The sequence below is a fragment of the Acinetobacter sp. 148 genome (assembly GCF_031196675.1).
In the GTDB taxonomy this organism is placed as follows: Bacteria; Pseudomonadota; Gammaproteobacteria; order Pseudomonadales; family Moraxellaceae; genus Acinetobacter; species Acinetobacter baumannii.
Window position 1 is genome coordinate 1 of record NZ_JAVIMT010000061.1, and the last position, 21,087, is coordinate 21,087.

The following is a 21,087-nucleotide window of genomic DNA, read 5'->3' on the forward strand; positions in this document are numbered from 1 at the left end:
GGTGTTTTTTTATATGGGAAATCAAAATATTATGGAAGGGTTGTGTTATAAACAATAAGAAAATTATATATTTAAATAAGCAGAATAAGGGGTAAGTACCTATGATAATCTATGGTGATGTAGATTCAGGTAATTGTTATAAAATCAAACTGTTACTATCCCTATTAAATATAAATCATAGATGGATTCATGTTGATATCTTAAATAAAGATACTCAAACAGCAGAATTTCTATCTTTAAATCCTAATGGGAAAATACCTGTATTAGTTTTAGATGATGGACGGGTTCTAAGTGAGTCTAACGCTATTCTAGGCTACTTGGCTGAGGGAACGGAATTGATTCCTGCAGATCCTTATATGAAGGCAAAAATGTATCAATGGATGTTCTTTGAACAATATAGCCATGAACCATTTATTGCAGTTGCTCGTTTTATTAATAAATATCTAGGATTACCGCCAGAAAGAATAGAGGAATATCATAAATTACAACCAAAAGGCCATAAAGCATTATCTATTATGAATAAAGCTTTAGTAGGGCACGACTATCTTGTTGGAAATAAATTTACAATTGCTGATATTGCTTTATATGCATACACGCATGTAGCTGAGGAAGGCGGCTTCGATTTAAAGTTATACCCAAATATTCAAGAATGGTGTCAACGAATTCAAAAATATCCAAAATATGTGAGTATGGTTGAATAAAAAAGAACTCTTATAGAGTTCTTTTTTATATGGGGAAGATCAAAATTCTGTTTTAATTTAGAAATGTGCTTCTAAGCCCACATAAGGCCCTTTAAATTCAAATTTAAGGTCATTGTTATCGTAATCATCTAAATCGATATTGAGGATACGATAACCAGCTGTTAAGCCTAAATCGATTAATAAATTATCGGCAAACTTATACTTTGCTTCTACTAACGCATCTGTAATTTTTGCATCATCAAAGTTTGTATATGTTGCTTCACCTTTAGCGCTTAACCCTGTAAATGGAAGTTTTACTTCACCTGATAAATAAGCAATCGGATATGTCTTATCAATATCTACACGTTTACCGGTATAGGCAGTAATATCTCCATTTAGTACAGTTGCACCAAGACCTGCATCTACACTGACAATATTATCTAGTAACTCATAGTAGAGAATAAAATCACTATGATCTAAATCAACGTTATAGTTAGCTTGACCCAAAGTTTCTGATTTAGTTTGAGTATCTAAATTAACATAACGAATTTTTGCATTTGGAATAAATGGGACTGGGTGCTCAAAAGCTAATGAAAGTTGAGCACTACCTTTTCGGTCTAGATCTTGATCTTCAGGAGATTGTGAAGACATATTAGCTTTGCCGTCATAAAACCAGTAGCCAACGTCTCCTTTTACGCCTATAAAATCTGCTTGTGCGAATCCGCTAAGACCCATCCCGAGTACTAAAAAAGACAGTTTTAATATTTTCATCATCAATCCTAAAAAGAAAATCTTTGAACGCATGATATAGATATCTTTGCAGTTATGCATTGATGAAAAATGGTGAATATAAAGCTTCTATATCTTCAATTTTTAATATTCTTTTATTTAATTAATTTTTGTATAAAAATTAACTACTTATAGTGATTTGAGTTTTAGAGGTTTTAGTATAAATTTTGTGTAAGGGATCGATAATACTTTGATATTTTACTCATCTATAAATTAGTTGATATATCTACTTTATGAATGGGAATAAAACTTTAATGGTAGAAAATATCATTGAATCTAAGAAGGTAATAATATGCTTTAAAACAGGAATATTAGCTAAAAAATAACCAATCTAGATAAGAATCTCTAAAAAAACGTAAATTTTCAGACGGAAATTACAGTAAAAAGAAATAAAAACAGGTATTGTTCAGCTATATAGGGGCAAAAAATGGACAAAAATCTTTAAGGAAGAATTTTCTATTTTTGCTTGTTTGTTAAGGGAATAAAAAGACTCAAAAGGTGCATTTTATTTTCTACAAACACAAAAGTATTTTTTGGTTCTTTTTTTGCATGCGGAATAACAATCAACAATAGCAGTAAAAATAAGTAATCTTTTAACATTAGGTGTTCTATGACAGATACTCGTGAAAACTGGACGTCACGATCTGGTTTTATTATTGCAGCCGTTGGTTCGGCTGTAGGCTTAGGTAATATTTGGCGCTTTCCGTACGTTGCGTATGAAAATGGCGGTGGTGCGTTTCTTATTCCCTATCTATTAGCACTCATTACTGCTGGTTTACCGTTATTATTTTTAGATTATGCGGTAGGCCATCGTAGTACTGGTTCACCTCCTAAGGCATATCGCGCCTTATTTAAAGGTGGTGAAACATTAGGGTGGTGGCAGGTTTGTGTCTGTATCATCATTGGTTTGTACTATGCAAGTGTACTTACATGGGCTGGTAGCTATGTTTACTTCTCTATTGGCCAAATGTGGGGAAGTGATCCGGAAGGTTTCTTCTTTAATACCTATTTGCAGACCACAAAAGCAACCGGCTTTGATCTACAGTTTGTAGGTCATTTATTCTGGCCGATTGTTGGGATTTGGGCACTTACTCTCATCATTCTTTATGGTGGTGTGAAAAAAGGTGTGGAATTATCAAATAAGATTTTCATGCCTTTATTATTCATTCTCTTCACTATTTTAGTTATTCAATCATTACGTTTACCAGGTGCGGTACAAGGTTTAAATGCATTCTTTACACCGAACTGGTCTGCAATGATGGATTATAAAGTTTGGTTAGCTGCCTATGGCCATACTTTCTTTTCACTCTCAGTTGGTTTCGGGATCATGGTGACCTATGCATCCTATTTAAAACCAAAAACGAATTTAACTGGTTCTGGTTTAATCGTTGGTTTTGCAAATGCATCAACAGAGATTTTAGCTGGTATTGGTATCTTCGCAGCGCTTGGCTTTATGGCACATGCCGCAGGTACTGAAGTTAAGGATGTTGTGAGTGGTGGTATCGGACTCGCATTTATTGCTTTCCCTAAAATTATTTCAAGTTTAGGTTCTGGTGCTGATCTATTCGGTCTTTTGTTCTTCTCTTCATTATTTGTTGCTGGTATTTCTTCAATGGTCAGTATTTTGGAAGTGCCTATTGCAGCAATGCAAGATAAGTTAAAGTGGGGACGTAAGAAAGCGGTAACGATTATTGGTGGTGGTAGTGCACTGGTTTCAATTATTTTATTCTCAAGTGTAAACGCAATTAAGCTCGTTGATATTGTTGATCACTTTATTAATAACATTGGGATTATTGGTGGGGCTTTATTATCAATTATTAGCGTAGCTTGGTTTAAACGTTCAGCACTTAAAGAGCTTCGCGACCATGTAAACCGTATCTCAACCATTCAATTGGGTAAAGGCTGGGACTTCACTTTAACAGTCATTACCTCTTTAATCTTATTAACAACACTCTGTATGACTGTTTTTAATTTGATCAAAAATGGCTATGATACTTATAGTATGAGCTTACAAGGTGTTTTCGGCTGGGGCAGTGTGATTTTCTGTGCAGTCGTTGCTATCGTGTTAAGTAAAATGAAAGATCGCTAGGAGGATAAAATAATGAATACTTCGGCAATCGTGATGCTAATAATTTCGATGGTATTTGTTTGGGGTGGATTAGCACTATCCATCTTACATTTAACAAAGCATCCTGAAGAGTTAGATGAAGTTTTAGAAGAAGTAAAAGATCAGCATACGCTTTGATATCCTGATCTAGTAAAAAAGCAGGCATAACGCCTGCTTTTTTTATGCAATCTTTTGAATTTTACAATAATAAAATCCATCACCAGATTGTGCTTCTGGCAACAGTTGTCTGCCATAAGTTTGTTCAATTCCCCAATCCGCCTCGATTTTCACTTCTTTTGCATCAGCATGTTCTGTGAAGAAGTTAATCATCTGCTGTTCGTTTTCAGATTTTAAAATTGAGCAGGTGATATAAAGCAATGTACCGCCAACTTTGAGTTGCTGCCACATGTGCTCTAAGATCTGCTTTTGTAGCTCAATGGTTTGGGCTATATCACTAGATTGGCGCAATAGGCGTATGTCAGGATGACGTCGAATCACACCTGTCGCAGAACAAGGAGCATCAAGTACGATACAATCTACAGGTTGAACAGGAGTCCACTTGGTTGCATCGGCTGCCAAAATTTCCGTATGACTTTGATCGAGTGCTAAGCGATTTAAGTTTTCAGTCACGCGGACTAAACGACTGGGGTCCTGATCAATGGCGATGAGCTGTGCTGGTTTAAACTTTTCAAGCAAATGAGCCGTTTTACCACCAGGGGCCGCACAAGCGTCAATAACCGTTTTATTGTTTAAATCAGGCAACAAGGTGGAACATAGCTGTGCATGTTCATCTTGTACAGAGAACCAGCCTTGTTCAAAACCCGGTAACTGAGTGATTTGTACAGATTGCTCAAGGACAATACCAGCTTCGGAAAACAAACACGCACGTGCCTGAATGTCTAAACTTTGTAGTTTTGCTAAATAAGCATCTCGACCAATATGACGCTGGTTCACCCGTAAAGTTAAAGGCGCGGCTTGCTTTAACGATTGGCAGAGAGCTTCTGTTTGTTCTCCCCAATCCTTTTTTAACCGTTTAAAAAGCCAACTTGGTAAGCCATGTGCTTGCTGTAAACCTTGCTGAAAGTCATCAGTTTCACGAGTTGCTCGACGCAAAATTGCATTAACAATACCACTGAGTGCAGGGAAACCAAGTTGTTTAGTTGCATCGACTGTTTCCGAGATGGCAGCGTGCGCTGCAATACGCGTGCATAAAACTTGATAAAGGCCAACGTATAGGCAGGTTTCTACAGTCTCATTGTTTAAAGGTTTGCTGAGTAAAGGCAGGCTAATTGACTTAAGTGCGAACCATTGGCGCAATGTACCTAAAACAAGTTCATGAAATAGTGCACGATCACGCTCTGCTACTTGATTCAGCTGTGTATTTAAAATACTAGCGAGCGATTGACCTTGCTGAACTTTTAGCAAGGTCTGGACGACTTGAGCGCGCAGGTTAAAACGTGATGAATTTGAAGTAACCTGACTCATGGCAGAATCTGTCCTACGTGAAGTTTTTGAGTTTGTGCAATTTGTTGAGTATTTAATGCTTTACCACCCGGCCACTGCACACTCGTTAAACAAATAAATGTATTTTCACCGCAAGCGACATGTACACCCTGTTTATCGATTGCAATAATTTCACCAGCTTGAGCATCTGCTTTGTTTTGATTAGAAATTGTTGAATTCCAAACACGCAGCGCATTATTTTCATCAAGTTGAATAAAGGCAACAGGCCATGGGTTGAATGCCCGGATATTGCGGTCAACTTGAACTGCATTCATAGACCAATCAATACGAGCTTCTGATTTCACGAGTTTATGCGCATAGACTGTTAAGCTTTCGTCTTGAACTTCACGTTCTGCTAAATATTTTTGCAGAGTTTCTTCTGACTCAAGTACCGCACAAATTGCTGTTGCACCTTGAGCTGCAAGTTTGTCATGCAACGTCGCTGATGTATCTTCGGAAGTGATTGGGCAATAGGTTTTATACATCATATCGCCTGTATCTAAACCCGCCGCCATTTGCATGATGGTGATACCAGTTTCATCGTCACCTGTTGCAATTGCACGCTGAATCGGTGCTGCACCGCGCCAGCGTGGTAATAATGAGCCGTGAATATTTAAACAACCATATTTAGGTGTATCGAGCACAGCTTGTGGAAGAATTAAGCCATATGCTGCAACTACCATGACATCAGCGCCTAAAGCAGCAAGTTCTTGTTGAGCTGCCAAGCCTTCTTCAGTTGAAGCTTTGAAGTGAAGCGGTTGATAAACAGGAATATTATGTTCCAGCGCAAGCTGTTTTACAGGAGACGGTGTTAGTTTTTGTCCACGACCTGCTTTACGGTCTGGTTGAGTATAAACCGCGATAATTTCATGGGAAGTTTTTAGTAGAGCCGCCAATGCTGTTGCAGCAAATTCGGGGGTGCCAGCAAAAATAATTTTCACAAATGCAATCCAAAAAAAGTTTAACGCTAGTATACGTGAAAAACGATTGAAGCCCTAAATCGAGGTACAAAGGAGAGCTAAAGCCATAAATAGTGAACAAAAAATTATTCAAAAACTTTTATTGATAAAAAAATGTTATAAAAAAATAAAAAATTATTCATGTAAGTTTTGCTAAATATTGACTGAGTATTATCGTTCTTGGCTTTCCCAATATTATTTGCTTCTATAGAATGGAGAATGATCAAATTATGATGATGAGTCAATATTCCGACTGATCTAACGCTATATCAGTATCATTCAGCCAGAGTGGAAGTCATTTCACTCAAGCACAACTTGTTGGAAACACAAATGCCTGACTATCGTTCAAAAACATCGACACACGGAAGAAATATGGCTGGCGCACGTGGCTTATGGCGTGCAACAGGAATGAAAGATGAAGATTTCGGCAAACCGATTATTGCAGTGGTCAATTCATTTACCCAATTTGTTCCGGGCCACGTCCATCTGAAAGATTTAGGACAGCTTGTCGCGGCAGAAATTCAGGCAGCAGGTGGTGTTGCTAAAGAGTTCAATACAATCGCGGTGGATGACGGTATCGCAATGGGGCATGACGGCATGCTTTATTCATTACCATCACGTGATTTAATTGCGGACTCAGTTGAATATATGGTGAATGCACATTGCGCCGATGCGATGGTGTGTATTTCGAACTGTGACAAAATTACTCCGGGAATGTTGATGGCTGCGATGCGTCTAAATATTCCTGTGGTATTTGTGTCTGGCGGACCAATGGAAGCAGGTAAGGTTAAATTCCGCGGTGATGAAAAAGCAATTGACCTTGTAGATGCTATGGTTGTTGCAGCTGATGACAGCTACACAGACGAAGAAGTTGCAGAATTTGAACGTTCAGCATGTCCAACCTGTGGTTCGTGTTCAGGTATGTTCACTGCGAACTCAATGAACTGTTTAACAGAAGCGCTAGGTTTATCGTTACCGGGCAATGGTTCTATCGTTGCAACGCATGCAAACCGTAAAAAATTATTCTTAAAAGCAGGTCAGCTTATTGTTGAATTGGCCAAACGCTACTATGAGCAAAATGATGCAAGTATTTTGCCTCGTTCAATTGCCACTAAAGCTGCTTTTAAAAATGCGATGACACTTGATATTGCAATGGGTGGTTCAACCAATACAGTTCTTCACTTGTTAGCTGCGGCAAATGAAGCTGAAGTTGATTTTACGATGGACGATATTGATGAATTGTCACGTCGAGTACCAGTGCTTTCAAAAGTAGCACCAGCAAAACAAGATGTACATATGGAAGATGTACATCGTGCAGGCGGTATCATGGCCATTTTAGGCGAGCTTGATCGTGCGAATCTACTTGATGTATCTGTACCAACCGTACATGAAAAAACATTAAAAGATGCATTAGATAAGTGGGATATTATTCGTACTGAAGATCCAGATGTATATGAGTTCTACCGTTCATCTCCGGGTGGTGTTCCAACTCAAGTTGCATTCTCACAAAACCGTTACTACTCAACTTTAGATGGTGACCGTGAAAAGGGTGTGATTCGTAATGCAGAACATGCATTCTCTAAAGATGGTGGTTTAGCTGTTCTTTACGGCAACATTGCGCTTGATGGATGTATTGTAAAAACTGCGGGCGTTGACGAATCTATTTTAAAATTCACAGGTTCAGCACGAGTTTTTGAGAGCCAAGATGCAGCGGTAGAAGCAATTTTAGGCAATGAAATTAAAGCTGGTGATGTGGTTGTTATTCGCTACGAAGGTCCACGTGGTGGTCCGGGTATGCAAGAAATGCTTTACCCAACCAGCTATCTTAAATCGAAAGGTTTAGGAAAAGACTGTGCGTTAGTTACAGATGGCCGTTTCTCTGGTGGTTCATCAGGTCTTTCAATTGGTCACGTTTCGCCAGAAGCTGCTGAAGGCGGTGCGATTGGTTTGGTTGAAGATGGCGATACCATCGAAATTGATATTCCAAACCGTACCATTCACTTGAATATTGATGATGCGACTTTGGCGCACCGTCGTACAGTTCAAGAAGCGAAAGGTTGGCATCCGAAGGAAGAACGTAAACGTAAGGTATCAAAAGCGTTAAAAGTTTATGCAATGCATACCACAAGTGCAGCAAAAGGAGCTGTACGCGTTCTATAAAATATTCAATTTTAATAATTGAGTAGGAAACATGCACCCATTAACACGATGAATTGTTATCATGTTAAGGGTGCATTTTTTATGTCTGGTAAAAAAAATCCGCTTGTAGAAAAAGGTGGTTTCAGATCATTCTATGGGTTTGCCATAAAATGGTGATAAAATCTTCACCTACGCAGAAACTCGCGAAATAACATGACATATTTTCTGCGCGAACTTAGGTAGTCATTTTTCTATCTCGACTACTGTTTCACCTTGCACTATGATCAAAATAACTTTTGATCTCGCTTAGGATTTATTTTTAGAGGCACTACTCATGTCACTGCTACGCCGTTGGTTTGACCCTATCCGATCGAGCTGGTTTTACCAAAAGCCTTCTCGTCAAGCGGTGTTACCCACGGAAAATGGTTTAAGTATTTATTTACGACTTGATGATGTGTATAGCTATCTGGCTGTTCAGCAATTGTCTCAGCTAGATGAAATTTTAAGTGATGAACTTAAACCTTTAAAAATTATTATTTCCCATACGGCTTCTGAACCTCCAAATAGCATGACGCATGAGGAGTGGCAGCATTATTGTTTAAATGATGCCAAAATTTTAGCAAATCAGCACCGGTTTGCTTTTGATGAGTTTCCAGAAATCCCAAGTCCAGAATCTTTAAAACAAGCCGCTGTCATATTAAAAAGAACCCCACTACAAGGTCAGAACTTCTTACATTTACTTGAAGATATCTTTCACATGCTTTGGCAACAGCAATATGGAAAATTGCGTACTCTACATGCCATGGCAGTCAAGCATCAGGTTCCTCAGCATTTTCCAGAACGTATTTTTACGGATGAACCTGTTCGAGCGGCATACTTTGAGTTTGGTGGGCGTAAATATCATGCAGTAGATGATTTATTACGTTTAACCCGACGTTTAAAACAACAAAAGTTACTGACAGGTAATCCGATATTTTTAATTAATCATATCGAATGGCGTGAACATTTGATTAATGATGCTGAGGCGTTAAATGAAATTCAGGCTTTGCATCCTGAACTTGATGTATTTATCGCTTTAGAAGACCCGATGAGCTGGTTGTTGCTTGCCTATATTAAAGAAGAGCTCGCAGACTATTATGATATTCAGCTAAAAGTTTATCCTTTGAGTTATCGGGGCCGAGACTGGTTTGACTGGAGCTTGGCAACACGTGTGTCTAAACGTACCGAGGTTGCTTTTACACCTTTTTGCCGACCTACAGAAGAAAGTACGCTTGGGATGGCAAAGCTTTTCTATAGTGTGCCGGAAAATCAGCAACTTGATACAATTTTCACTATTTTGCAGGCTGTTTGGACGAAAGGAAAAGATCTATCTTTCCAGAAGCATTTCCAACAGTTACAGCAGCAACTGGGTATTGAGCAGTTAACTGAACAGGATATACAGTCGGTTTTAGCGCAAAATGATGCACTTTGCCAAGACAAGCATCAACCTGATTTGCCGGTTTTAGAGTTGCGTATCGATGGGCAAAGCTATGTATTTAATAGCCTGTATCGGGTTTGGATGATTGAAAGTATTTTTAGCAATGTTTTAGAAGAAAAATACAAAACGGCCTCAACTTCTAATTGAGGCCTACTCCTAAAAACAAGAATAGGGCAAAGCCTGTTTTTTCCGTAGCATAACCATGTAGGGAATCGGAGATAAACAGTGACATTTCTAGCAATTATTATTGTGGTGTTTGCCTTCGCGGGCATGATTAAAGGCATGATCGGTTTAGGATTGCCCGCGGTATCGATGGGTTTACTCACCATCGCAATGAGCCCTTTTCAGGCAGCCTCTCTGCTCATTGTCCCTTCAATGGTCACCAACGTCTGGCAGCTTTTTGCTGAAGGGCATGTCTGGGCGTTTATTCGGCGTTTCTGGACATTGCTTGTCGGCATTATAGTAGGTTCAATATGGAGCTTTTTACCTACTTTAAGTCAAAGTCATGGGCATAGTAGTGAAATTTTATTAGGCTGTATGTTGGCCTTATATGGACTCTATGGGCTATGCGTAAAGAGACTTCCACACTTAGGAAAGCATGAAGGTTGGCTATCACCGATTATTGGATATATCGGCGGGGCAGTGACTGTAGCAACAGGCGTCATTATTATTCCAATCGTTCCTTACTTGCAGTCTTTGCATTTAAAACGTGATGAGTTGGTTCAGGCTTTAGGACTAACCTTTACTGTCTCTACCATTTGCCTTGCTGTGTTTTTACACCATAACCCGATGTCAGGGATAACACTGGACTATCGTTTATCTTTCGCTGCGTTGTTAGCTGCGCTCATTGGAATGTGGATCGGTAAAAAAATCCGCTATCGATTGAATGAGCAGATATTTCGCCGTATCTTTTTTATAGGCTTGATGTCATTAGGACTTTATATGATTTTGCATTAAGTCAATTTTTAAGGACGATGCTGCAATAAAAAGTCTGCAAACTGTTGGTAACTACTGGGCAACTGATTGAAACTTTGTGTGGCCAAAAGTAGTTTACGGTTTGCCCATGCGCCTAGCAGTTGAATTGAATGGAAATCATAGTCCGATTGTAGGCGCTGTGCAGCACGGGCAGGCATAATCGCAATTCCCACACCTTTGGCGACTACCTCTGCAATTGCGCCAAAGTTAGGTAAGCGCAACCGATACTGTATGTTAAAACCTAATAATTTGGCTTGGGTTTCAATGGACTGTTGTAAAGAGTGATGTGATTTGAGTCCAATAAAACCATAGCTTAAAGCATCTACTAAATTTAGCTCTTTGTAGTGGGCTAACTCATGTGTCACAGGACAAATCAGAACTAATGGGTCGCTTGCAAACTCTTTAGTTTGCAAATGTCGGGTATTGAAAAAACTCGAAACTAGGCCAAGACTTGCAATCCCTTGGGTTAATGCATCTACAATTTCTGAACTTTCTGCTTCATGCAAATCGATATTCATTTCGGGATGAAGCACTAGATATTGCGGTAATAAGGTAGGTAGATATTCACTTTGAGCAGATGAGTTACACCAAAGTGTTAATGCTTCTGTTGTCGGCTGTCTGAACCGCTGCATTTCGTGTTCGAGTTGATCTTTTTGAGCTAAAAGCTGACGAGCATGTTCTACAAATGCATGTCCAGCTGTAGTGAGTTCTACACCTGTGGTTTGGCGAATAAATAAGGGGGTCTCAAAATACTGTTCAAGTTTTTTTATACGTTCACTCGCCGCTTGAAGTGAAATCGCAGAGCGGTCAGCGCCTTTGGTGAGGCTACCAGTCGAGACAATATGAAGAACCAGCTGTAAATCAAAAAAATCAAAACGCATGATAGGAACGTATTGAAATGCAAAAATTCATCATACTAAATCGGAATGAAAAAAGGCAGCTTGCGCTGCCTTTTAGAATTTAGGTTTTATCTTTTAAACTAAACAGCCAGTTTAAAATAATGGCTGCAAACGTTGCTGTACCAATACCACCTAAATTGAAATTACCGAACAATAATTCAAAGTTTCCAGCACCCAAAATAATGGTTACTGAAGCCACAATCAGATTTTTATTGTTAGAAAAATCGACTTTGTTTTCAATCCAGATTTTTGCACCGGCAATGGTAATTAAGCCAAATACCACAATAGATGCACCTGTAAGGACTGCACTTGGAATGGTACTAATGACAGCGCCAAATTTTGGTGATAGACCTAAGAAAATAGCAAAGATGCCTGCAATCACAAATACAATGGTTGAGTACACACGAGTGACTGCCATCACACCAATGTTTTCACCGTAAGTCGTCATCCCTGGCGCGCCAACACTGCCTGAAAGTGTTGTAGCTAAACCATCAGCGACAAAGGCTTTGCCTAATTGTGGAGTTAGGTTTTCTCCAGTCATTGCACCTACTGCTTTGATATGGCCTAAGTTTTCTGCTACTAAAATCAGTGCAACTGGTGCAATAATTAAAATAGCCTTGGTATCAAAAGTAGGATGTGAAAAGCTTGGAATACCGAACCACGAAGCTTGTGAGATCTGGCTAAAATCGATCGGTTTACCTAAACCTAGACCGTTTGTCGCAATCGCATAGATTACATAAGCCAAGATCAAACCTACCAATAGAAGTAGACGCTGCAATAAGCCTCGTGTAAAAACTGCAATACTGCCCATACAAAGTACAGTAATTAAGGCCATCCACATTTCAAATGCTTGGCCTGCAACGCCTTTAATGGTAACAGGGGCAAGGTTGAGACCAATAATCATCACAATTGCACCAGTCACCACAGGTGGCATAAGTTTTTCAATCCAGCGTGTACCCGTGAGCATGACAATAAAACCGATGAGTGCATAAAAGATACCGCACGCTACGATCCCACCCAACGCAATAGAAAGATTTGGATTGGCCCCTGAACCTGTGATATGCCCCGTAGCTGCTGCAACAACACCAATAAAGGCAAAACTCGATCCTAAATAACTAGGAACACGACCACCCGTAATTAAGAAGAACAGGATGGTACAGATACCTGACATTAAAATAGCAAGGTTAGGGTTAAAGCCCATGAGTAAAGGTGCTAAAACAGTTGCTCCAAACATGGCAAATGCATGCTGGACACCTAAAATAGCACTTTGAACTGGAGGGAGATATTCATTGGTAGAGACCGGTCGATGGTCAACATCACCTTGGTAAGGCTGCCATTTGGGAAACCAGTTGGACATAAAATAAGCTCATTATTCTTTAATTGGTGCAATGATACTCTTTCTTGTAAAAGCATTTAATCTCTTGTATTGAATATGAAAGTGAAAAGTAATTATTTTTTAACGATCGGTATAATTTTATAAATTCTAAATATAAGGAATTAGGTGTTTTTTTCTGATAAAAATTAATTTTATGATTTTTAAAAAAATATTCTAAAAAATGAAAAATCGGGGAAAATTTGAGAAAAACAAGGAATTTTGCAAGTAAAAAGCAGCACATCCGAGATGCACTGCTTTAAGAAAGTGGTTAGTAAAATGAGCTTAGCCTGTATTACGTAAACCAGCAGCAATTCCGGCAATACTTACCATAAGTGCATGGTCAACAGGGGTATGTTCTGCCTGACGTTCAGCAAGATAATCACGGCGGCGTTTCATGAGTTCAGCTTGTAAAAGATGCAAAGGCAGTAAATAAGGTTTACGAACTTGCATAGACTGATCCAAAACTTCATTGTCGCTTAATAGTTTTGATTCATCTTTTAACGTAAGTAAGGTTTCCACAGCATCTTTTAGACGTTGGCGTAACTGATTGCCAAGCACTTTTAAATCTTCATCTTCAGTTAAATGAGACTCGTAGTAGAGTGCAATATTGGCATCGGCTTTAGACAATACCATTTCCAGCATATCAATGAGTGTCTGGAAATAAGGCCATTGCTGAAGCATTTCATCAAGCGTTGCTTTTTGCTGATCGGCAATCACTTCATTAATCGCCGCACCTGTACCTAACCATGCAGGTAACATCAAACGGATTTGTGTCCAAGCAAATACCCATGGAATAGCACGTAAAGATTCGATACCACCACTTACTTTACGTTTTGCCGGGCGTGAACCTAGCGGCAACATTTGTAATTCAAGCTCAGGAGTGACAGTCCGTAAATATTTCACAAAATGCGGGTTTTCACGCACTGTTTGACGATAAACCTTCACAGAATGATCTGTCATACGGTTCATAAGTTCACGCCACTCAGCCTTAGGTTCTGGTGGTGGTAATAATGTCGCTTCAAGCGTTGCTGCGGTATAGATTTCAAGGTTTTGCATGGCAATACCTTCTAGACCGAATTTGAAGCGGATCATTTCACCTTGTTCTGTCACACGAATTGCACCAGAGATTGACCCCGGTGGTTGCGAAAAGAGTGCCTGTTGTGTTGGAGCACCACCACGGCTAATTGAGCCGCCACGACCGTGGAACAGAGTCAACTGTACGCCGTGTTTACGAGCAATTGCAGTCAGCTCTTCTTGAGCACGGTATTGAGCCCAGTTGGCAGACATGAAACCGGCATCTTTTGCTGAATCCGAGTAGCCGATCATGACTTCGTGTTTACCCTGAATATGCTGCTTATACCAATGCATATTAAACAACGTATTCATGGTAGTTGCTGCGCCGTCTAAGTCTTTTAAAGTCTCAAATAAAGGCACTACACGTAAAGGATGCTGAATACCGGCTTCTTTTTGCAATAACAATACAGCTAAAACATCACTTGGATATTCAGCCATAGAAATAATATAAGCCCCTAAAGACTCAGGTGGTTGGTCTGCCAAAGTACGCATGGTTGCAAATACTTCTTGTACATCTGGGTGACCAATCAAACTACCTTCTGGCTCATTAATATACTTCGGTAGTAGCGGGCGTTTGCTTTGGAGTTCCTGAATAAGGAAGTTTTGGCGCGCTTGCTCAGTCCATGACTCAAAATTACCTAAACCTAAATACTCAGTAATGGCTGAAATGGCTTGGCGATGACGGCCTGATTCTTGGCGAATATCGAGCTTAAGCAGTTCAATACCAAAACAGTTCACACGGTAGATAAAGTCGAGTAGTTGACCATTCGCGATTTCAGGTAGATTACTGTCAATTAGAGAGCGATAGCACAGCAATAATGGTTGTAACAGTTCATCTTTGCTTTTAATGACATTGCTGTCATCTGCTTCTAAGCCTTGTAGGCGCTGAGCTAACCAATGACGAGTTGCTTTTAAACGCTCACGTGTTGCACGTAAATACTCACGATAAGGCTCTGGATGAGGGCTACCAATGGCTTCAACCATTTCTTCGGAACAAGACTGAATTGATAGTTCCCAACGTAAGTTTTCGATATCTCTTAGATAGAGGTCGGCAGCTTGCCAGCGTGATAACCACAATACTTCTTGGGTAATTTGATGAGTAACGTTCGGGTTACCATCACGGTCTCCACCCATCCAAGATGCAAAACGAACCGGAGCAATATGAAGTGGTAAGTTTTGTTGGCAATTGTCTTGGACCAGTTCATTTAGTTCACGGATAAATTTAGGAACAGCATTCCAAAGCGTTTGCTCAATTGTGGCAAAGCCCCATTTTGCTTCATCTACCGGGGTCGGGCGGTGCTGCCTGATTTCATCTGTTTGCCAAGCCGAACTAATTTGTTGTTTTAAATTGGCAAGAGCATTTTGTCGTTCACGCGGAGTAAGTTTTTGCTGATCAAGTTGTGATAGACAAGCATTGATATCGTCATATTTTTGAATCAGTGTACGACGACTCACTTCTGTTGGATGCGCCGTAAGTACCAATTCAATCTTAAGATCACAAATTTGCTGGAACAGTTTTTCCGTCGAAATATTTTTATCTTTAAACTTTTTAAATAAGTGAACAAGGGGATTCGGGGAGTTTGCATCTGGATCAAACTCTGCCTGTCTGCGGCTACGTACCACATGATATTGCTCAGCAATATTGGCAAAATTGAGGAAGTGAGAAAAAGCGCGGGTAAGAGGCAATAGCTCTTCATCGGGCAATTCTAAAAATAATTGTTCTAATTGCTTTTCGGCTTCAGCTTGACCATCACGTGCACCTTTGGCAAGAGCACGGATTTGCTCGATCTGATTAAACAGTTCTTGTCCTGCATGCTGTTTTAGGGTTTCACCTAATAAATTGCCAAGTAAGCGGACATCCTCACGCAGTGGCGCATCGATTTGCTGAACCATGCTATTTTCTCCTGTTCTTATTCTTTTCGAATATAGCGCGATTAACGAACATTCCAAGCTTTGAGCGTAAGAAAATGTGAATTTTTGCTTAAAAAATAACATTTAAATCGCTTATAACGCTTTAAAAGTCGACATGCACCGGTTGCAAATTTTGACAATCGGACTTTGGTTTAATGCCGATATTTGAGTAGAAATAAATCAATAGCATCCCGAATAAACCGATCTATCTCTTGAGCATTCGGTACAGGAATAATTCTAAGTAGAACCTTGTGATGGCGTACACCAAGCAATAAGGTCAAAAGCAGCTCTGTTTGATATAGCGGATCATCGGCTTGAATAAAACCTAATTGAGCAGCTTTTTGAAAAAACTCAACTAACTGATTTTGCAGACGGGTATGGGATGCATTAAAAAACTGTAGGGCAAGTGGACTTTGCTCTGCTGCAAGTTCAAATAATACATGCTCGAGTTTAAGTGCTTCGGGGGAATAAATAATCTGCAAGGCACGTGAACACACCATATAAAGTGTTTGATAAAAGTCTGCCGATGCATCTAATTCAAATGGTTTAGTGCCTAGAGTCTCTTCACAAGTTTCTGTAATGGCACAGATAAACAGGTTTGCTTTGTCTTGAAAGTGATTATAAACCGTGAGTTTAGTAACGCCCGCTTCCTGTGCAATCAGGTTCATGCTGGTACCGTGATAACCGGACTTTAAAAAAATAGCTTTAGCGGCCTGTAAGATACGAGCACGCTTTTCCAGATCTTTGGGGCGACCACTTTGATTAACTGTTTGCACGAAACCCTCTAATAAAACTATATAAAAATAAATACTTATAAGTTTTTCTTTAATTAATGTACCGTCGGGTATATTAATTAAAAAACAAACAAACTATGATGCAAATATATTGTGCCTTAAAAAACCAGTTTGAATAAGAGCGATAAGATATGAATCTGTTAAAACCTCTCATCATGAGTATGATGATTGTTTGCATGGTCACATTAACGGGGTGTAGTAAAGAGGCTCCCAAAACAGAAGAAATACCCTATGTGATGGTGACCCAGCCTTCAACCACACTTCACGAACAAAAAAGCTATGCTGGAGATGTACAGGCTCGACAACAAACTGCCTTGGCATTTCGGGTGGGTGGACAAGTTACGGCTCGCTATGTCGATGTAGGCGACCGAGTTAGAGTTGGGCAAGTATTAGCAAAACTCGATGTGGCAGATGCACAGCTACAATTAAATGCTGCTAAAGCTCAGCTAGACAATGCACAGGCAGCAGCAAAAACAGCCTCAGATGAGCTTAAACGTTTTCAACAATTATTACCCATAAATGCCGTGAGCCGTTCGCAATACGATACGGTAAAAAATCAATATGATGCGGCTCAGGCAGCATTACAACAAGCTCGTTCTAATTATGAAGTCTCTGCCAACCAGACTGGTTATAACCAACTTGTTTCTAATAAAAACGGGGTGATTACAGCGCGTAATATTGAAATTGGACAGGTGGTTGCAGCAGGGCAAGCGGCTTATCAACTGGCAATTGATGGAGAGCGTGAAGTGGTCATCGGCGTACCGGAACAAGCAGTTAGCGAGATTAAAGTTGGCCAAGCGGCATGGATAACTTTGTGGTCTAAACCGAACGAACGATTTGCCGGATATGTACGCGAAGTTTCTCCAGCTGCTGACCAGTCCCGTACGTTCACAGTTAAGGTAGCACTCAAAGAAGGTCAGTCTGCTATTCAGCTTGGACAAAGTGCACGCGTATTTTTTAGTTCGACTCAAACTAATGTCATGAGTGTGCCACTTTCGAGTGTATCTGCAACAGATAACCAACCTTATGTATGGGTGGTGAATGCGAATCAGACCTTACGTAAAGTGCCTGTAACGATTGGTGCTTATGGCAGAGATAGCGTGCCGGTATTATCGGGTTTAACACCAAATGATTGGGTTGTGATTGGTGGTGTGCACTTGCTGCGCGATAAACAGAAGATTCACCCCATTGATCGTGAAAATCGTGCAGTGAAAATTCAGGGAGCCAAATAATCATGAAATTTAATCTCTCTGAATGGGCACTGAACAATAAAGGTATTGTCCTTTATTTCATGCTCTTGCTCGGCATTATTGGTGCAATTTCTTATTCAAAACTCTCACAAAGTGAAGATCCGCCATTTACCTTTAAAGTCATGGTCGTACAAACCTACTGGCCAGGCGCGACAGCCAAAGAAGTTTCTACTTTAGTTACGGACCGTATCGAAAAGGAACTGATGACCACAGGTCAGTATGACAAGATTATGGCGTATTCCCGTCCAGGCGAGTCGATGGTGACTTTTGTTGCTAAAGATTCTCTCACTTCTGCGCAGATTCCTGATGTTTGGTACAACGTTCGGAAGAAGGTCAATGACATTCGCCATGAACTCCCAAGTGGGGTGCAAGGTCCATTTTTTAATGATGAATTTGGCGATACCTTCGGTAATATTTATGTACTGACAGGCAAAGACTTTGACTATGCGCTTTTGAAAGAATATGCCGATCGTTTGCAATTACAACTACAGAGAGTCAAAGATGTAGGCAAAGTTGAGCTAATTGGGCTGCAAGATCAGAAAATCTGGATTGAAATTTCAAACACTAAAGCCGTTCAGCTCGGGATTCCTGTTTCTGCCATACAAGAAGCCCTACAAAAGCAAAATAGCATGGCAAGTGCAGGCTTTTTTGAAACTGGAACGGATCGTATTCAAATTCGAGTAAGTGGCCAATTACAAAGCGTAGAGGACATTAAAAAAATGCCTTTACTGGTAGGCGATAAAACTATTCAGCTTGGTGACGTTGCTGATGTCTACCGTGGTTTTAGCCAACCTGCTCAGCCGCGTATGCGTTTTATGGGTGACAATGGTATTGGTATTGCCGTATCTATGCGTAAAGGCGGCGATATTATTGCCTTAGGTAAAAATCTGGAAACTGAATTTGCCCAACTGCAAAAAACATTACCTCTAGGCATGAAATTGCAGAAAGTTTCTGACCAACCTGTAGCGGTACAACGCAGTATCCATGAGTTTGTCAAAGTACTTGCTGAAGCAGTCATTATTGTCTTGTTAGTGAGCTTTTTCTCATTAGGTTTCCGGACGGGTTTAGTTGTCGCTTTTTCCATTCCTTTGGTTTTAGCAATGACTTTTGCTGGCATGAATTTATTTGATGTCGGGCTGCACAAGATTTCGCTTGGTGCCCTAATTCTAGCTTTGGGCCTGCTTGTAGACGATGCCATTATTGCGGTCGAGATGATGGCCATTAAGATGGAGCAAGGGTATAGCCGAATTAAGGCCGCCGGATTTGCGTGGAAAACAACAGCATTTCCGATGTTGACGGGGACATTAATTACCGCCGCAGGCTTTTTACCTATTGCTACGGCTCAGTCCAGTACAGGTGAATACACACGCTCTATCTTTCAGGTCGTGACGATTGCTTTATTGGTGTCGTGGGTTGCCGCAGTTTTATTTGTACCTTATTTGGGTGAAAAACTACTACCTGATTTTACCAAGACCGGTCATCAAGCACCTTGGTATGTCCGTTTATGGGCAAGAATAACTAAAAAACCGCAACCGCAAACTGTGGCCATTTCACAGGACCACCATTACGATCCTTATCAATCGAGTTTCTATTTACGTTTTCGGAAAATGGTCGAGTTTTGTGTGACCTACCGTAAAACCGTGATTGCAACAACGGTGGGGATTTTTGTGCTGTCTGTACTCATGTTTAAGATGGTGCCACAGCAGTTTTTCCCGCCTTCAAACCGCGCTGAAATTTTAGTCGATTTAAAACTCGAAGAAGGCGCATCGTTAACCGCTACAGAGCAAGCGGTGAAAAAGGTTGAACAATTCCTGTCTAAACAAAAAGGCATTGATAATTATGTAGCCTATGTCGGTACAGGTTCACCACGTTTTTATTTACCTCTAGACCAGCAATTACCGCAAGCCAGCTTTGCGCAGTTTGTTGTTTTGGCATCATCGCTTGATGATCGTGATGAAATTCGCCGTTCTTTAGAAACCCAAATTAAGCAGTTACTCCCACAAGTCCGTACTCGTGTGTCATTACTCGAAAATGGCCCACCTGTTGGTTATCCATTGCAATATCGCGTGTCAGGTGAAGATTTAAATCTGGTACGTAAAGAAGCACAGCAGGTTGCTAGGGTAATTAGTGAAAACCCGAATACCACCAATGTGCATTTGGATTGGGGCGAGCCAAGTAAGATTATTTCCATTCAAATTGATCAAGACCGTGCGCGACAAATGGGTGTGTCCAGTCTCGATTTAGCTAACTTCTTGAACGCCTCAATTACAGGTAGCGCAATTGAACAGTATCGTGAAAAGCGTGAGCTGATCGAAATCCGATTACGTGGTGATAAAGCTGAGCGCGTTGAAGTAGCTTCACTGGCGAGCCTTGCAGTACCAACAGCGAATGGAACAACTGTGCCTCTAGCCCAGATTGCGAAAATTGAATACAAATTTGAAGATGGTCTGATTTGGCACCGTAATCGATTACCGACAATTACTGTTCGTGCAGATATTCGTACCAATTTACAGCCAGCTACCGTTGTTGGAGAGTTAGCTGAAACAATGGACAAGTTACGCGCTGAGCTGCCAAGTGGCTACCTCATTGAAGTGGGGGGAACAGTGGAAGAGTCGGCACGCGGACAAAGTTCGGTCAATGCCGGTATGCCACTCTTTTTGGCAGTGGTCATGACATTACTCATGATTCAGCTGAAGAGTTTGTCTCGGGCAACAATTGTATTTTTGACTGCACCATTAGGCTTAATTGGCGTTGTTTTATTCTTACTTTTGTTTAATAAACCATTTGGTTTTGTTGCCATGCTAGGAACCATCGCCTTATCTGGCATGATTATGCGTAACTCACTTATTCTGATTGATCAGATTGAACAAGACAGACAGGCAGGGCATCCAACGTGGGAAGCAATTATTGATGCAACTGTACGCCGCTTCCGTCCGATCATTCTCACGGCATTAGCAGCCGTACTCGCCATGATCCCTCTTTCGCGGAGTATTTTCTTCGGTCCAATGGCTGTTGCGATTATGGGCGGACTCATTGTTGCTACCTTGCTGACATTATTTTTCTTACCTGCATTGTATGCAGCGTGGTTTAAGGTGAAAAAAACAGCATAAAATACATAAATTTTTTGTGAATAAAGGTGCGAAATATTGAAAAGT

The 21,087-nt window shown here is 40.3% G+C and carries 15 protein-coding genes; 8 read left to right on the forward strand and 7 right to left on the reverse strand.

Annotated features, from left to right (window positions below):
• Nucleotides 1–101: 101 nt before the first annotated feature.
• The gene (locus tag RFX69_RS10400; RefSeq protein ID WP_000587889.1) at nucleotides 102–701 is read left to right on the forward strand and encodes a glutathione S-transferase family protein; all 600 of its coding nucleotides are present in this window, start codon (nucleotides 102–104) and stop codon (nucleotides 699–701) included.
• 57 nt (nucleotides 702–758) lie between these two features.
• Here the strand turns inward: RFX69_RS10400 and RFX69_RS10405 are convergent, their stop codons facing one another.
• Entirely contained in the window at nucleotides 759–1,451 is a 693-nt protein-coding gene (locus tag RFX69_RS10405; protein ID WP_289332477.1) for a TIGR04219 family outer membrane beta-barrel protein, read from the reverse strand.
• Nucleotides 1,452–2,079: 628 nt separating this feature from the next.
• On the opposite strand from RFX69_RS10405, the gene RFX69_RS10410 reads away from it, so the two are divergent.
• Both RFX69_RS10410 and RFX69_RS10415 read left to right on the forward strand, forming a co-directional pair.
• The gene (locus RFX69_RS10410) at nucleotides 2,080–3,558 is read left to right on the forward strand and encodes a sodium-dependent transporter (protein WP_000132725.1); all 1,479 of its coding nucleotides are present in this window, start codon (nucleotides 2,080–2,082) and stop codon (nucleotides 3,556–3,558) included.
• A 12-nt stretch (nucleotides 3,559–3,570) separates the two neighbouring features.
• Nucleotides 3,571–3,714 (forward strand): methionine/alanine import family NSS transporter small subunit, encoded by a 144-nt coding sequence (locus RFX69_RS10415; RefSeq protein WP_001097630.1) that lies wholly within the window; start codon nucleotides 3,571–3,573, stop codon nucleotides 3,712–3,714.
• Nucleotides 3,715–3,756: 42 nt separating this feature from the next.
• Here the strand turns inward: RFX69_RS10415 and rsmB are convergent, their stop codons facing one another.
• Both rsmB and fmt read right to left on the reverse strand, forming a co-directional pair.
• Complete coding sequence (rsmB, locus tag RFX69_RS10420) at nucleotides 3,757–5,061, reverse strand: 16S rRNA (cytosine(967)-C(5))-methyltransferase RsmB (RefSeq protein ID WP_289332476.1); 1,305 nt, start codon at nucleotides 5,059–5,061, stop codon at nucleotides 3,757–3,759.
• Nucleotides 5,058–6,020 (reverse strand): methionyl-tRNA formyltransferase, encoded by a 963-nt coding sequence (gene fmt, locus RFX69_RS10425; protein WP_000691199.1) that lies wholly within the window; start codon nucleotides 6,018–6,020, stop codon nucleotides 5,058–5,060. Before fmt ends, rsmB begins: the two co-directional genes overlap by 4 nt.
• A gap of 348 nt (nucleotides 6,021–6,368) precedes the next feature.
• On the opposite strand from fmt, the gene ilvD reads away from it, so the two are divergent.
• From ilvD to RFX69_RS10440, 3 genes are all read left to right on the forward strand, one after another.
• Nucleotides 6,369–8,198 carry a dihydroxy-acid dehydratase gene (gene ilvD / locus RFX69_RS10430; RefSeq protein WP_001113593.1) on the forward strand — a complete coding sequence of 610 codons (1,830 nt, stop codon included), beginning with the start codon at nucleotides 6,369–6,371 and terminating at the stop codon, nucleotides 8,196–8,198.
• A gap of 313 nt (nucleotides 8,199–8,511) precedes the next feature.
• Nucleotides 8,512–9,801: a hypothetical protein gene (locus RFX69_RS10435; protein ID WP_000055250.1), complete on the forward strand. Its 1,290-nt coding sequence runs from the start codon at nucleotides 8,512–8,514 to the stop codon at nucleotides 9,799–9,801.
• Nucleotides 9,802–9,879: 78 nt separating this feature from the next.
• On the forward strand, nucleotides 9,880–10,611 hold the full coding sequence (locus RFX69_RS10440) for a sulfite exporter TauE/SafE family protein (RefSeq protein WP_053531295.1): 732 nt from the start codon (nucleotides 9,880–9,882) through the stop codon (nucleotides 10,609–10,611).
• An 8-nt stretch (nucleotides 10,612–10,619) separates the two neighbouring features.
• On the opposite strand, the gene RFX69_RS10445 is transcribed toward RFX69_RS10440, so the two are convergent.
• From RFX69_RS10445 to RFX69_RS10460, 4 genes are all read right to left on the reverse strand, one after another.
• The gene (locus RFX69_RS10445; RefSeq protein ID WP_001209840.1) at nucleotides 10,620–11,510 is read right to left on the reverse strand and encodes a LysR family transcriptional regulator; all 891 of its coding nucleotides are present in this window, start codon (nucleotides 11,508–11,510) and stop codon (nucleotides 10,620–10,622) included.
• Nucleotides 11,511–11,589: 79 nt separating this feature from the next.
• Nucleotides 11,590–12,885, reverse strand: a complete 1,296-nt coding sequence (locus RFX69_RS10450) for a solute carrier family 23 protein (protein WP_289332475.1) — start codon at nucleotides 12,883–12,885, stop codon at nucleotides 11,590–11,592.
• 300 nt (nucleotides 12,886–13,185) lie between these two features.
• Entirely contained in the window at nucleotides 13,186–15,870 is a 2,685-nt protein-coding gene (gene ppc / locus RFX69_RS10455; RefSeq protein WP_000250576.1) for a phosphoenolpyruvate carboxylase, read from the reverse strand.
• A gap of 170 nt (nucleotides 15,871–16,040) precedes the next feature.
• Nucleotides 16,041–16,664 carry a TetR/AcrR family transcriptional regulator gene (locus tag RFX69_RS10460; RefSeq protein WP_001195322.1) on the reverse strand — a complete coding sequence of 208 codons (624 nt, stop codon included), beginning with the start codon at nucleotides 16,662–16,664 and terminating at the stop codon, nucleotides 16,041–16,043.
• 149 nt (nucleotides 16,665–16,813) lie between these two features.
• Between RFX69_RS10460 and RFX69_RS10465 the strand changes: the two genes are divergently transcribed.
• Entirely contained in the window at nucleotides 16,814–17,914 is a 1,101-nt protein-coding gene (locus tag RFX69_RS10465) for an efflux RND transporter periplasmic adaptor subunit (protein ID WP_001050646.1), read from the forward strand.
• A gap of 2 nt (nucleotides 17,915–17,916) precedes the next feature.
• On the forward strand, nucleotides 17,917–21,042 hold the full coding sequence (locus RFX69_RS10470) for an efflux RND transporter permease subunit (RefSeq protein ID WP_000671302.1): 3,126 nt from the start codon (nucleotides 17,917–17,919) through the stop codon (nucleotides 21,040–21,042).
• Nucleotides 21,043–21,087 lie beyond the last annotated feature (45 nt).